Source organism: Mucilaginibacter sp. 5C4 (genome assembly GCF_034345625.1).
In the GTDB taxonomy this organism is placed as follows: Bacteria; Bacteroidota; Bacteroidia; order Sphingobacteriales; family Sphingobacteriaceae; genus Mucilaginibacter; species Mucilaginibacter aurantiaciroseus.
In genome coordinates this window covers 2,892,727-2,907,009 of sequence record NZ_CP133775.1, presented here as the reverse complement: position 1 = coordinate 2,907,009, position 14,283 = coordinate 2,892,727, and the positions used below count along the sequence as shown (strand labels likewise).

9 protein-coding genes are annotated in these 14,283 nt (G+C 42.2%); 3 read left to right on the top strand and 6 right to left on the bottom strand.

The genetic code is table 11. The annotated features are described in order from the left end of the window. Window positions 1-15: 15 nt before the first annotated feature. From RHM67_RS13610 to spt, 6 genes are all read right to left on the bottom strand, one after another. Window positions 16-735 (bottom strand): CDP-alcohol phosphatidyltransferase family protein, encoded by a 720-nt coding sequence (locus tag RHM67_RS13610; protein ID WP_322227330.1) that lies wholly within the window; start codon window positions 733-735, stop codon window positions 16-18. 42 nt (window positions 736-777) lie between these two features. Beyond that, entirely contained in the window at window positions 778-3,327 is a 2,550-nt protein-coding gene (locus RHM67_RS13605; protein ID WP_322227329.1) for a DUF5686 and carboxypeptidase-like regulatory domain-containing protein, read from the bottom strand. Window positions 3,328-3,341: 14 nt separating this feature from the next. Further along, entirely contained in the window at window positions 3,342-3,716 is a 375-nt protein-coding gene (locus RHM67_RS13600) for a GtrA family protein (RefSeq protein WP_322227327.1), read from the bottom strand. A 275-nt stretch (window positions 3,717-3,991) separates the two neighbouring features. Continuing rightward, window positions 3,992-5,314 carry an inositol-3-phosphate synthase gene (locus tag RHM67_RS13595; protein ID WP_322227326.1) on the bottom strand — a complete coding sequence of 441 codons (1,323 nt, stop codon included), beginning with the start codon at window positions 5,312-5,314 and terminating at the stop codon, window positions 3,992-3,994. A gap of 230 nt (window positions 5,315-5,544) precedes the next feature. Continuing rightward, a complete protein-coding gene (locus tag RHM67_RS13590; protein ID WP_252757230.1) occupies window positions 5,545-6,663 on the bottom strand; it encodes a GNAT family N-acetyltransferase in 1,119 nt (372 codons plus the stop codon). A 62-nt stretch (window positions 6,664-6,725) separates the two neighbouring features. After that, a complete protein-coding gene (spt, locus tag RHM67_RS13585; protein ID WP_322227325.1) occupies window positions 6,726-7,937 on the bottom strand; it encodes a serine palmitoyltransferase in 1,212 nt (403 codons plus the stop codon). 343 nt (window positions 7,938-8,280) lie between these two features. Here spt and RHM67_RS13580 point away from each other — a divergent pair, with 343 nt between their 5' ends. The 3 genes from RHM67_RS13580 to RHM67_RS13570 all read left to right on the top strand — a co-directional run bounded on the left by RHM67_RS13580 (window position 8,281) and on the right by RHM67_RS13570 (window position 14,064). Beyond that, window positions 8,281-9,627 carry a TolC family protein gene (locus RHM67_RS13580; RefSeq protein WP_322227324.1) on the top strand — a complete coding sequence of 449 codons (1,347 nt, stop codon included), beginning with the start codon at window positions 8,281-8,283 and terminating at the stop codon, window positions 9,625-9,627. Window positions 9,628-9,685: 58 nt separating this feature from the next. After that, a complete protein-coding gene (locus tag RHM67_RS13575) occupies window positions 9,686-10,816 on the top strand; it encodes an efflux RND transporter periplasmic adaptor subunit (protein ID WP_322227323.1) in 1,131 nt (376 codons plus the stop codon). Between the two features lie 68 nt (window positions 10,817-10,884). After that, complete coding sequence (locus RHM67_RS13570; protein ID WP_322227322.1) at window positions 10,885-14,064, top strand: multidrug efflux RND transporter permease subunit; 3,180 nt, start codon at window positions 10,885-10,887, stop codon at window positions 14,062-14,064. Window positions 14,065-14,283: the final 219 nt, after the last annotated feature.

The window sequence follows — 14,283 nt, the reverse complement described above, 5'->3', positions numbered from 1 at the left end:
TACTTCAAAAGCGTTTTATTCATTCTCTTCTTTCTCGTCCAGTGCTTTTTTTGCATTCACCAATCTTTTAAAGGCTGTTAAATTAGTTAATACGGCAAGTACTGCGATAGGGAATGTAAAGATGGTCATGGTTTCGAAAACATGCCATTTGATGCCCGGGATATATAATTTATAATCGGCCGGGAGGTATGAAGAAGCAATGCCACAAAATATTGCAAACAAACCAATGGTAACCACACGCTCTGGGCGTTGCATCAGGCCGCCTTTTGCATCAACGCCTAAACCTTCGGCACGGGCACGCACATAGCTAACCATCATGGAACCTATAAGGGCGATGAAGGCGAATATTGAGCTTAAGAAATAATGATGGGCAACAAGGTAATAACAAATGCCCAGAAACATGATCAGTTCGCTGTAGCGGTCTAAAACAGAATCGTACAAAGCGCCGAAAACCGATTTCATATTACCCAAACGGGCTACCTGCCCGTCGAGCATATCAAAAAGACCTGCAAACAGGATAAGGCCACCGGCCCAGCCAACGTAGCTAAGATCGCCACGGTTGCCATCCTCGGCACCAATAATAAATATTGCCGCCACGCCCACATTTAAAACAAAACCAATAGATGTAACGGCATTAGGTGTTAAACCTATCTTGATCAGAAGCTTAACAAATGGGTCGATAACCTTATATATCCCCAGTTGAAGGCTTGTGCGTACTGATGTTTGTGATTCCATTTCGATGCTAAATGTATATAAACCTAAATTAACTATTATTGATTAAAAGTCAAATTTGATTTTTACACGGATGCCCCATTTTGCAATGTCGGGGTGGTCCAGGTAAGTAAATCGTTTGACGTAGTCAACACGCACAAACTTGAAGATGTTTTCGATACCGATACTTCCTTCAATATATGGTGTTTTTCCTAAGCCGTAGCTTATAGGGTTGCCGTTCTCATCAACAGGGAACTGGTATAAATTGGGGTGTAAGGATGGTGTGTTTTGCGCGCTTAAGCCACCCCATAACGCTTTACCGGACAAGGTTTCGCGCCATTTTAGTTTTTTAAGCAACGGGATCTTGTTAAAAAAGTAACCCCCAAAGTGATGGTCGATGATAACGCTGGCAGATTTATCGCTCACAAACTCCAAAAAGTTCATCAGGTTATACGAGTCGATAACGTAAGAGAATGTCTGGTTGGCGCGGTGGATGTTTAATAACGGGTAAGGGATCTGCCCGAAGGTTTTTGACCCTTCAACTATCACATCCGAGAAGCCGAACGGCGCCAGGTAAAAACGCTTATCACCCCTAAAGTCTATTTTGTCGTAACCGTACTCGCCTCCTAAAACGTTTCTTAATCCCTTTGTATAATCGAGCGATAATTTAGGGTACTGGTTGATGATGGGCGCACGGAATAATTTACCCTGGTAAAACTGTTCGTTTGGCGCATAGCGTATCCCAACGTTAACCTCAGATGTGGTTAGGTTGGTAAAGGTACTTGTTCCCTGTGTATTGATGAACGGGAACAGGCTACCAGCAGGTGTTTGCATCAGTTTTTTTAAGCCTATGTGGTACGAGAAATGGTTTTCGTATTCGCTTTGGTAATCTATTTTGTAAATATCGTTGTAGTAATACTTATCGTTCCGGCCACGCTTAAAGGATAGCAAAAAGTTATCCTCCTGAACAAACTGAAGTTCCTGGCCCGGTATTTTGGTATCGCGCTGGAAACTACCGCGAATATAATGTTGCGGAAACCTGTAAACGCTTTTGCCATTTAACGAGTAGGTTGTGGCGAAAAGATACTTCCATTTTTGGTCTTTAAAACCGTAGGCGCCATAGCTTTCAAAAAAGATCTTTTTACTAAAATCGGCAGTGGTACGGCCACCAACGCGCAGCCTGAAACCCTCTATCGGGTTGAAACTGTAGAATGTACTGGCCGGGCCTATTTCAAATTTGCCAAAGTTTTTAAAACCGGCAAATAATAAGTTAACGATATCCGCTGTACGCCTGAAGGACGGCATATGCACCAGGCTATCGATGTTTTTGTAAACTTTAGATTCGGCAGTGGTCAGGGTATCTAAACGGTTTTCTGTCCAAAAACTTTCGGGGCGGCTGCGCAATTCTTCATCCCCCAGTTCGGCCTGTGCTTTGTATAGGGTATCCTGGTGAGGTTTATTGATCTCGAAATTTTTGATAGTAAGCGTTCGTGTACCAAAAAGCCCGCTTTTTCGCTTGGCGGTTATACCAAAATCGGCAAAGGTGTTGCTTTTGCTCAGGTGGTAACGGCCGTCGGTACTTAGTTCAAAATCCTGGTCTACGTGCATGGTGCGCACAAAATTTACGTTGATGTTTTTGTTGATGGTTAAGCCGGCCTTTTGCACGGCGTAGTTACCATCAAGTGTGATGTAGATATCGCCCTCAAATAAAATATCGTTGGTATTGCGCGGGGTAAAGCTAAGCTGTACCAGCTTTTTACCGCTTTGGAGCGTAATGGTATCAGTTATAAAGTATTTGTAAAAGTTTGGCGCGGTGTTAGCTATAGGGCTTAAAAATTCGCGGCCTAACAATAACGTGCTGTTATCGTAAATATCAACCTTTTCGTAAAGGTGTTTAAAGTATTGGCCTATACCTTCGGCATCAAAACCGGGCCCAAAATCAACCGATTTTTCACCAAGTATCACATTACGGGTAGCCTCTGGCGCTTTACGGTAATACACTTTTGACAGGCTCTCTTTTAAATATATAGGCAATAGCGTTTTGCCCGGATAACTTGTGCTATCCTTATTTTCAAACACAAACTTATACTTACGGAAAAGCCTTCTTTCTTTAACTTTATCAGAGATATTGCTGAGCGAGAACTGCATCTTATCATACTCTTTGTACTCCACGTAGTTATAGGCACTTGGGCGGTTCTTCTCTTTATTCTCAATAACCTTATGGATCAGCGCCACGGCAGGGTTCTCATTTACATACTTGTTTTTTTTTGCAGATTTGATGTTTACCTCGCTAAGTGCGGTAGCGGAAGGTATCATCTTTACATTTATGACCTGCTCTTTACCAGGGGCTACATTGTAGGTAGCCTCTTTAAAACCAACGTAGCTAACTTTTATTTGGTTATAACTGCCGGTTATGCGGATAGTATAATGGCCTGTACTATTTGTAACCGTGCCTACATTGCTGCCAACAAATGCTACGGATACAAAAGGTAAGCCGTCGCGGTTGCTGCCATCGGTCACCTTGCCCGTTACAATGGTGGTTTGCGCTGTCGCCGCAAAGCCTATTAGTAAAAAAGATACAAGAAATATGTATTTAATGGGATATTTAAAATTCATTAAAATTTATTCAGTTATGCAAATACAAACTTCTTTTGCAGGAAATAATTGTATGTAATCCCTACAGTAAATGATACAACGATCTTTGAGATCTTGTAATCTAACTTTATATAGTGCGTAACTAAAAATACGCCTAATGTATTTAATGCCAAATTACCACACCACACCAAAAGGTATTTAAACGCCTGTAGCGGTATGGTCTTCTCTTTGCGTTTTCTAAACACCCAGGCCCTACCTAAAGCAAAATTGGTAAAGCCGCCGGCAACTGTCCCTATAAAGCTTGCCGTAACATACCAAATTAAAAAAACCTCCTTACATACTATCGTAGTCAGAAAGTCAATTAGTGATGCTATAAAGGACGAGGCTTGCGCCTTAACAAATGTTGCCATTCATGTTTTAAATAATCCGGCTAATACGTTTTAACCTTGCCGTAAGGTTATTAGTTAACCTAATTTGTGGTATATCGTAGTAGACTATAGTGAATACTTTGTTTCCATCTACGTAAAAAATACTACAATTAGTTTAACTGAAACAAAAATACCCTCGGGGGGAGGTTTGTGCTTTGCTGCAAATGTCGGTATTTTAAACCTAAAAACCCCGCAAAATAAAAAACTGGTTAGCACCCGTTAGGGCAATAACCAGTTTTTATGTAATTTGTTATAAATTACTGACCTGCGAACATATCGTCATAATAGTCGAGGCCCAGATGCGTGATCAGGTCTTCGCCCATTAAGTAACGTAAGGTGTTTTCCAGTTTGATAAGTTGTTTGAAGATATCATTCTCGGGATGTAAACCCGGCGCAGTTTGCGGCGATTTAAGGTAGAATGATAACCACTCCTGGATACCGCTCATATTAGCACGTTTAGCCATATCGCAAAATAAAGCTAAGTCTAAAGCGATAGGTGCTGCCAGGATAGAGTCGCGGCAAAGGAAGTTGATCTTGATCTGCATTTTGTAGCCTAACCAGCCAAAAATGTCGATGTTATCCCAGCTCTCTTTGTTATCGCCATGTGGCGGGTAGTAGTTGATACGGATCTTGTGAAAGATCTCGCCGTAAAGTTCCGGGTTATCTTCGGGGCGAAGAATATCTTCTAACACACCTAATTTAGATACTTCCTTAGTTTTAAAGTTATCCGGATCGTCTAACACCAAACCATCGCGGTTACCCAAAATGTTGGTAGAGAACCAACCGTGTACACCTAATGAACGTGCTGCAAGGCCTGGTGCCAATACAGTTTTCATTAAAGTTTGTCCGGTTTTAAAATCTTTACCTGCAATTGGTGTTTTGGTGATCTTAGCCAATTCTATCATGGCAGGGATATCAACCGTTAAATTAGGGGCGCCATTAGCAAACGGTACACCAAGTTTTAAAGCCGCGTAAGCGTAGATCATGCTTGGCGCGATGCGTTTGTCATCATCTAACAAAGCCTGCTCAAATGCAGCAAGTGTTTGGTGAATCTCAGATCCTTCGAAGTAAACCTCCGTAGAACCACACCATACCAATACAACGCGGTCTAAACCGTTATCTTTCTGGAAGTTTTTGATGTCTTCCATAATCTGCTGTGCAAGTTCGTGACGGGTACCGGTTTTAACGTAAGTACCATCAAGGTTTTTTGCGTAGTTTTTATCAAACGCAGCTTTCATCGGTTTAATGGATTCTAAACCTTCTCTAACTGAATCTAACAGGTCGCGCTCAAGTACTTTAGCGTTTACAGCTGCCTGGTAAACGTTATCTTCATACACATCCCAGCCACCGAAAACAATGTCGTTAAGGTTAGCCAATGGTACAAAATCTTTAATTTTTGGATGACGTGCTTCGGTACGTTTGCCTAAGCGGATGCTACCCATTTGGGTTAATGAGCCTATAGGCTTAGAAATGCCTTTTTTTACAGCTTCAACACCGGCAATTAGTGTAGTAGCTACTGCGCCTAAACCAGGTATTAATATACCTAATTTACCTTCTGCAGGTTTAATGTTAATTTTCATTACTTACTGTTGTTTTAAAGGATAATGCTACCTGCCACAAACAGTTTTAAGGCTTGTTTGTGATAGGTTATTTAGTTTATTGTTGCTTTATATAGTAGTGATCGCTCACGGGTACTATCAGTATATCACAATTAAAAACCGTTAGGGTTCGCCTTAATTGTGGGGTAAAAGAATATAAATTTTTGTTTGGAAATTTATAAATGTTACAGGCAGGTAAAGATTGGCTATAACTATATAGCCTTTTCGTATATCCTGTAAGTTTTGTACTGTTCGCCGCCAATTGCTTCAATGGCACGGTTTACCATGTCGTTGTTTTCAAGTGTCCATGATGCTTCGGCATATTTTAAGCCTTTGCGCCTGTACTCTTTAATAATGCTGCCATATAGCGATGCCTCTATACCCAGTTTACGGTACCCATCAATTACGCCTAAAAGCATAATGCGGATGCCGGTTACCTTCTTTTTGTTTAATAATAATTTAAAGATACCTGTAGGCAATAGGCGGCCTTTTTTAATAGTTTTTAGGATCTGGTTAATATCGGGGATGGCTACACCAAAGCCTACAATTTTACCGTCCTGTTCTGCCACAAAAGCAAAATCGGGGTCAAGTATCATTTTAAGATCTTTAGCGGTATAATCAAACTCCTCGTTAGTCATCGGGAAAAAGCCAAGGTTTTTATCCCAGGCTTTATTATATACATCGCGCAGGGCATCGGCCTCCTGCTTAAAATTCTTTAAGTTTATTTTACGGATTACTACATTGCTGTTGCGTTTTAAACGCTCTGAAAGCATATCCAGCATCCTTAACGATTTATCGTTGTAGTTTGCGCCATCCCAGTACCATGCAAGTAAGTCGGTTTGTTTTTTGAAACCGGCATTCTCTAACAAGGTAATGTAATACTCCGGGTTGTAGGTCATCATCACCACCGGCGATTTATCAAACCCCTTGATCAGCAAACCGCATGTTTCATTTGTTGAAGGGTTTACCGGGCCAATAATGTTTTGCGCGCCTTTTTCTTTAACCCATTTAGTAGCGGTTTCAAAAAGCAGGTTAGCGGTTTCCTGGTCGTTCACACAATCAAAAAAACCAAAAAAACCATCGTTCACTTTGTTAAAGCTATTATGGTTTGTGTTGTAAATGGCTGCTATACGGCCAACTATTTTATCGCCATCGTAAGCCAAAAAGGTTTGCAATGATGAGTGCTTGTGGAACGGGTGCGTGGTTAGCAGGTCCTTTTGGGCAATAAATAATTCGGGTACGTAAAGCGGGTCGTTCTTATACAGGTCATGCGGGAAGTCAATAAAAGCAGCAAGTTCTTTTTTCGACTGTACCGGTACAATTTTTTTCATTTGGGTGGGGTGGGTTAATAGCGGTACTATGCAGTCGTAGTACCGCTATAATTTTAAAGAGACTATATGTTTTCTTTAACAGTATTGTTATCAACACCTACCGCTTTAAACGCGGCAACAAGTTTGTCAACCGCTTCGTCTATCTGGTCAAATGTATGCGTGGCCATTAGTGAGAAACGTAACAGTGACGAATCTGACGGTACGGCTGGGGATACAACAGGGTTTACAAAAACCCCTGCAGACTGCAAGTGTTTGGTAACCGCGAAAGTTTTCCCATTATCACGTACGTAGATAGGTAATATAGGGCTTTCAGTAGGGCCAAGGTCAAAACCTTCGTCAAGTAAAAGCTTCATGGCATAATTCGTATTGTCCCAAAGTTTCTGGATCCTTTCAGGTTCAGATTCAATGATATTTAAAGCAGCAATAACACTCGCTACAGAGCCCGGAGGCATACTTGCGCTAAACATTAAAGAACGTGCACGGTGTTTAATGTAATCGATAGTCTCGGCATCAGCAGCGATAAAACCACCTAACGATGCTAAAGACTTGCTGAATGTACCCATAATAAGGTCTACATCATCGGTAACGTTAAAGTGAGATGCTGTACCGGCACCTTTATGGCCTATTACACCCAGGCTATGTGCGTCATCTACCATAATGTTAGCACCAAACTTTTCGGCAAGCTTAACTATCTGTGGTAGTTTAACAATATCACCCTCCATGCTAAATATACCATCCACGGCAATCACCTTCACCGCTTCTTCTGGCAGGATACTCAGCTTGCGGGCCAGGTCATCCATGTCATTATGGGCATATTTAATAACTTTAGAAAAAGACAAACGGCTGCCATCTATGATGCAGGCATGGTCATATTCGTCTAATATTAAATAATCGTTACGGCCGGTAATGCATGACAGTACGCCAAGATTTACCTGGTAACCTGTACTGAATAATACGGTAGCCTCTTTACCAACATACTGGGCAAGCCTATTCTCTAACTCAATGTGGATATCCAGTGTGCCATTTAAAAACCGGGAACCTGCGCAGCCTGTTCCGTATTTGTCAATAGCCTGTTTTGAAGCTTCTTTTATAAGGGGATGGTTAGTTAGCCCCAAATAAGAATTAGAGCCAAACATTAAAACTCTTTTTTTATCGATAATTACCTCAGTATCCTGGGCAGACTCAATAGGTCTGAAAAAAGGATACAGTCCCTGTGCCCTGATCATATTTGCATCCTGGAACTGGGCAATCTTCTCGTGTAACTTTTTAACCATTTATAAACGCTGCTTAAATTTTTTGTAAAAATACCATGAATAAGCTTATAACTTGCATGGAGAATGTAAATTTTTTACACACTACCTTAATAGTATGGTAATATACTTCCAACAGGCAAATTAATTAAATTTTTTATTTAATTACTACCATTATTTTACATTTGTTTTAAAAATGTTCAAAATCGTGCCAATTATCATTGTAGTCTCCTAATTACGTAATATTCCTGTGGATGATTTTAAATAAGTTTATAATAATATCATATTCGCAGTCCTTATTAACAATTCTGGAAATAATAAGAAAACTATTCTTCATTATTTCCGATTTTTTGCATCTAAGCATTTTATGAAAAAACTACGTTACTTATTCATTCCCAATATACTGCTTTTTTTGCCGGTAGTATTATTTGCACAATCCCCAGCCGATACCACAACAGCTGTAGTTAACTTAAAGCAAAGTATTGATTTTGCCTTGCGCAACCAGCCGCAGTTAAAGCAGGCCAATATTGATGAGCAAATTAACGAACGCGATATAAGGATAGCGTTATCGGCATGGTTGCCACAGCTAAACAGCAGCAACTCTTTTCAGCATTTCATTCAAAGGCCTGCGCAGCTTGGAGTAGGTCCGGGAACCGGCCAGCAGAACTTTGCCATAGCGCACAATGTATCTACTATAGGTGTAAATGCCAGCCAGATTATTTACAATAATGATGTGCTGCAGGCATCGCGCGCATCTAAATACTCGAGGCAATATTATAAACAAAACACCGAAAGCAGTAAAATAGATGTAGTATCTTACGTAAGCAAGGCATTTTATGACGTATTGCTATCGCAACGCCAGTTGGATATTATAAAAGAAGATATTGTGAGGCTTCGCCGTAGTTTAAAGGATGCATATTCGCGCTACCAGGCCGGTGTGGTTGATAAAACGGACTATAAACAGGCCACCATCGCCCTAAACAATTCACTTGCATCGCAAAAGCAAACACAGGAGGCTATTAAAAGTAAAACCGCTTTGCTAAAGCAAATAATGGGCTTTAACCCCGAAAAAGGATTGGCCCTTTCTTATGATTCGGCTCGTTTAACATCAGAGGCGGTTGTTGATACCAACCAGATGTTGAACTATACCAACCGGGTAGAGTACCGCTTGCTGCAAACTCAAAAAAATCTGCTTAACTTAAATATATCTTATTATAAATGGGGTTTCCTGCCGTCGCTGTCAGCCACCGGCGGTTACAGCCTTGCTTATTTTAACGACAGTTTTTCTAAGCTGTATAATAACGGTTACCCAACATCATTTGCAGGCCTGTCGTTAACTTTCCCGATTTTTACGGGCGGTAAGCGTTTGCAAAATTTAGCCAAAGCGCGTTTACAGGTAGAGCGCAGCGACCTTGACCTGATCAACAGCCGTAATACTATCAATACCGAATATGCACAGGCATTAGCCAATTACAAAAGCAATTACAATAACTGGTTGATATTAAACGAGAACGTAACCTTAGCCAAGGATGTATATAAAGTAGTTGACCTGCAATACCGCGAGGGGATAAAAACCTATCTGGATGTAATTGTATCACAGGCAGACCTCCGCACAGCCGAGCTAAACTACTATAACGCGCTGTTCCAGCTGTTATCAAGTAAGATAGACCTGCAAAGATCACTGGGTACATTACAACCCGAAACCATACAATAATATATAGCCGTACAGAAATTAATAAGATAATCACGAAATCACCCGACACTCACTTATAATGAAAAATAGATATACCTATACCATCGCCGCCATCGCATTAATAACCATATCGTCATGCGGTGACAAAAAATCAAAGGATGCCGCCGCTGCCCAGCCGCCTACACCTGTAAATGTTGTAGAGGCTAAAAAAGCCGACGCGATTTACTATGATAAATACCAGGGCACTGTTACCGCACTTAACTCTGTTGAGCTGCGCAGCCAGGTTGGTGGTTTTATAACCGGCATCTTTTTTAAAGAAGGTGATGTGGTACAAAAAGGCAAGCCTTTATATGAAATAGACCGCCGTAAATATGTTGCCGCTTATGAGCAAGCCAAAGCAAACCTGCTTAGTGCCAATGCAAACCTAAGCAAAGCACAAAAAGATATTGACCGCTATAACATGCTGTTGAAGAACGACGCTGTGGCCCGCCAAACGGTTGACCAGGCTACTGCCTCTTACGAAATCAGCCGCAGCCAGGTTGCTGTAGCGCAGGCAGGGGTTGAGTCGGCCGCTACCGATCTTTCTTACGCTACCATTAGGGCGCCGTTTACGGGCCGTATTGGTATTTCGCAGGTTAAATTAGGTGCACAGGTTTCACCGGGTACTACCTTATTAAACACGATATCAACAGGCAACCCAATTGGTGTTGACGTGGTGATAAACGAGCAGGACATAAACCGCTTTTACAAATTGCAAAAAGCAAGTACCGATATTACCTTCCTATTGCAAACTGCAGATGGTACTATATTTAATAAACCGGGTAAAGTATTCGCTATTGACCGTGGCGTTAGCGACCAGACAGGTACCATTAAAGTACGGATCCAGTTCCCTAATGCTGACGATCAATTGAAGGATGGCATGAGCTGTGTGTTGCAGGTGTTGAACGATAATTCGGGCGACCGCGTGCAGATCCCATATAAAGCCATTACCGAGCAAATGGGCGAGTTTTTTGTATTTGTGTCGCAAGATACCATCGCGAAGCAGGTGAAAGTGCAATTGGGTCCCCGCATCCAAAGCAATGTGGTTATTATGGACGGCGTTAAACCGGGTGATAAAATTATAACCGAAGGTTTCCAGCGCTTACGCGATGGTGGTAAAATAACGCTTGGCCCGCCGGCTGGTGCAGGTGGAGCCCCGGCTGCTAAATAATAAACGCGTTTTTACGATAGCTACTTAATGGGGCATATCCCGAATATTTTAAGCAAAAGACATATATAATGATCGCAGATACTTTCATAAAACGCCCGGTAACCGCTATAGTAATATCACTTGTTATACTGATCGTTGGGTTGCTGGCCATGTCGAGCCTCCCGATAGGGCAATACCCCGAAATTACACCGCCTACCGTGCAGGTAACAGGTACCTATACCGGTGCTGATGCCTTAACGGTTGAGCAAACCGTTGCCACACCTGTAGAAGTGCAGGTGAATGGTACCCCCGGTATGACCTACCTGCAAAGTAACAGCACAGGTAACGGCGCCATGAGCATGACCGTTAACTTTGAAGTTGGTACCGATATTAATAACGCCGCGCTTGATGTGCAAAACCGTGTAGGTATAGCCCTGCCAACCCTGCCGCAAGAGGTACAGCGCTTGGGTATGATAGTACGTAAACGTAACCCAAGTATTTTGATGCTGGTGGCCATGTACTCGCCAAAAGGATCGCACGATGTTACCTTTACAGATAACTATACCAACGTATTTATAAAGGATGCACTACTGCGTACCAAAGGTGTGGGTGACGTGTTTACACGTGCCGATGACTTTAGTATGCGTATCTGGCTTAAGCCGGATAAACTGGCTGCCCTGAACATGACATCGGCAGATGTTACGGCTGCTTTGGCTGAACAGAATGCACAGGTAGCTGCCGGTACGGTAGGTGCAACACCGCAAATGAAGGGGCAAACCTTTGAGTACAGTGTACTGGTTAAAGGCCGTTTAACAGATAAGGCGGAATTTGAGAATGTTGTGGTGAAGACCATCCCGAAAACTGGCGCTGTAGTGCATTTGAAAGATATTGCACGTGTAGAACTTGGTAAATTTAATTATGCGGGTAACTCGTTTGTTGATGGTAAAAGGGCATCCTATCTGTTAATATACCAGGCACCGGGCAGTAACGCTATCGAAACTGCTGATAATGTAACCGCTACCATGAATGAACTTAAAAAATCGTTCCCTGCGGATATTGATTACGTGGTTCCGTTTGAATCGGTTACGGTGGTAAAAGTGTCCCTTAAAGAGGTTATAGAAACTTTGGTTATAGCTTTGTTCCTGGTGATTGTGGTGGTATTCTTATTCCTGCAAAACTGGCGTACAACGCTTATCCCGGTACTGGCTATCCCGGTATCTATAGTGGGTACTTTCATCTTCTTTGTGCCGTTAGGCTTTACTATTAATACACTTACGCTATTCGGTTTTGTACTGGCCATTGGTATCGTGGTGGATGATGCCATTGTAGTGGTAGAGGCCGTGCAGCATTACATGGATGAGAAAGGAATGAGCCCGCAAGAGGCAACCCACCACGCCATGAAAGATATATCGGCGCCGGTTATCGCTATCGCATTGATCCTTGCTGCGGTGTTTGTACCGGTGGGTTTTGTGCCGGGTATTGTTGGCCGTTTGTACCAACAGTTCGCGATCACTATTGCTATTTCGGTATTGATCTCGGCATTTGTAGCCTTATCGCTTACACCTGCATTGTGTACCATATTATTACGCCCGCATAAAATTGATGAGAAATCGACAGGATTAAATAAACTGTTCTACAAATTTAACCAGTGGTTTGACAGGATTACCGGCCGCTACCGTAACGCGGTAGATAAGGGGATAAAAAACTCCAAATTTGTGGTAATTATATTGCTATGTATTGTTATAGGCACGGTATTGCTGTTCAGAAAGAAACCATCGGGTTTTTTACCGCTGGAGGATGAAGGCCGTATCTATGTAACTTACGATTTGCCTGAAGGTTCATCAACAGAGCGTACCGTAGCCGTATTGCACGAAATGATGGATACGCTTAAAACCGTACATGCTATTAACCACTACGCCGCGTTGGGTGGGTTAAATGCGGTTAACTTTGCAACAAAAAGCAACAGTGCAACCATATTTGTGCAGCTTAAACCGTGGGAAGAACGTACAAAAGACGAAGACAAGCTAAACGGTGTTATCGCAACCATACAGAAAAAACTGTCTAAGTTTAAAGAGGCCAATGTAGTTGTTATCTCTCCGCCTGCAATTCCGGGTTTAGGTAACACGGGTGGTTTCTCGTTCATATTACAGGAAAAAGAGGCAGGCGGCGACATCAAGAAGTTTGAAAAGGTATTGAACACGTTTGTGGCCGCAGTTAATAAACGCCCCGAAATTGCGAAAGCATTTACTTTCTTTGGTGCGCATACACCGGCTTACCAGTTAACTATTGACAGGGAAAAAGCTAAGAAATTAGGTGTGAAGATCTCTGATGTGAATGCTACCCTTCAAACCTACATGGGTAGTGCTTATGTAAACGACTTTACCGTATACGGCCGTAACTTTAGGGTGGTGGCACAAGCCGATACAAACTATCGTACCAATATTGCAAACATAGGCCAGTACTTTGTACGTAACGATGCGGGTGCAATGGTGCCATTAAGCACATTAACCAGTTACAAGGTTATTGAGAACGCCCCCTTAATATCGCATTACAACCTTTTCCGCTCTGCGGAGATAAACGGTAGCACTAAGCCCGGCTTTAGTAGCGGAGATGCTATTACAGCCTTAAAAGAAGTGGCTGCGCAAACCCTACCGCAGGGTTATGGTTACGAGTTTTCGGGCTTAAGCCGCGAGGAGTTGTTATCGGGTTCAAAAACCATTTACATATTTGCACTTTCGATAGGCTTTGTGTTCTTGTTCCTGGCTGCGCTGTATGAAAGCTGGTCGGTACCGTTCTCGGTGCTGTTGGCTGTGCCACTGGGTGCGTTTGGTGCGATCCTGTTCCTGATGTTTAAACCAAGCTTAACCAACAACGTTTACGCGCAAATTGGTTTGATAACGTTGATAGGTTTGGCAGCCAAAAATGCCATCCTGATCGTAGAGTTTGCCAAGGAGCGTGTGGATAGGGGGATGAACCTCGAGAAAGCGACCCTGGAAGCGGTAAGGCTTCGTTTACGACCGATCATCATGACATCGATGGCATTTATATTGGGTGTGTTACCATTGCTATTTGCATCAGGTGCCGGTGCCGAGTCAAGAAAGACCATTGGCTGGACAGTTTTCGGTGGGATGTTGATGGCTACATCGCTGGCTATTTTTATAGTGCCGGTGTTGTATTACATCATTACTAAATTCGCTTACGGAGATGCTAAACTCGCCGAAATGGAAAAGAACTACAAACCCGATCCTGAAATAGATCCCGAATCATAATATTACAAAGCCTCCGTTACAACGGGGGCTTTTTCATGTATGGAATAATTTTATGATGCCAAATCTGAACACCAGCCGCAATTTGCTTTGAAAAAATCGTCCTAAAATCCATAAAAACTACACTTTTAGCAAATAACCGACACTTTTTAAAGTTGTTCACAAATGTTAAATAACTTTTTTTAACATTATTTGACCACGGCGGTTTAAAAGTCAAAATTA

What these genes read in the sequence shown, in the direction of transcription:
- RHM67_RS13590 (WP_252757230.1), bottom strand. Translation starts at nt 6,663, where the DNA reads ATGAAAAAAATTGTACCGGTACAGTCGAAAAAAGAACTTGCTGCTTTT.
- RHM67_RS13580 (WP_322227324.1), top strand. Translation starts at nt 8,281, where the DNA reads ATGAAAAAACTACGTTACTTATTCATTCCCAATATACTGCTTTTTTTG.
- RHM67_RS13610 (WP_322227330.1), bottom strand. Translation starts at nt 735, where the DNA reads ATGGAATCACAAACATCAGTACGCACAAGCCTTCAACTGGGGATATAT.
- RHM67_RS13605 (WP_322227329.1), bottom strand. Translation starts at nt 3,327, where the DNA reads ATGAATTTTAAATATCCCATTAAATACATATTTCTTGTATCTTTTTTA.
- RHM67_RS13600 (WP_322227327.1), bottom strand. Translation starts at nt 3,716, where the DNA reads ATGGCAACATTTGTTAAGGCGCAAGCCTCGTCCTTTATAGCATCACTA.
- spt (WP_322227325.1), bottom strand. Translation starts at nt 7,937, where the DNA reads ATGGTTAAAAAGTTACACGAGAAGATTGCCCAGTTCCAGGATGCAAAT.
- RHM67_RS13595 (WP_322227326.1), bottom strand. Translation starts at nt 5,314, where the DNA reads ATGAAAATTAACATTAAACCTGCAGAAGGTAAATTAGGTATATTAATA.
- RHM67_RS13575 (WP_322227323.1), top strand. Translation starts at nt 9,686, where the DNA reads ATGAAAAATAGATATACCTATACCATCGCCGCCATCGCATTAATAACC.
- RHM67_RS13570 (WP_322227322.1), top strand. Translation starts at nt 10,885, where the DNA reads ATGATCGCAGATACTTTCATAAAACGCCCGGTAACCGCTATAGTAATA.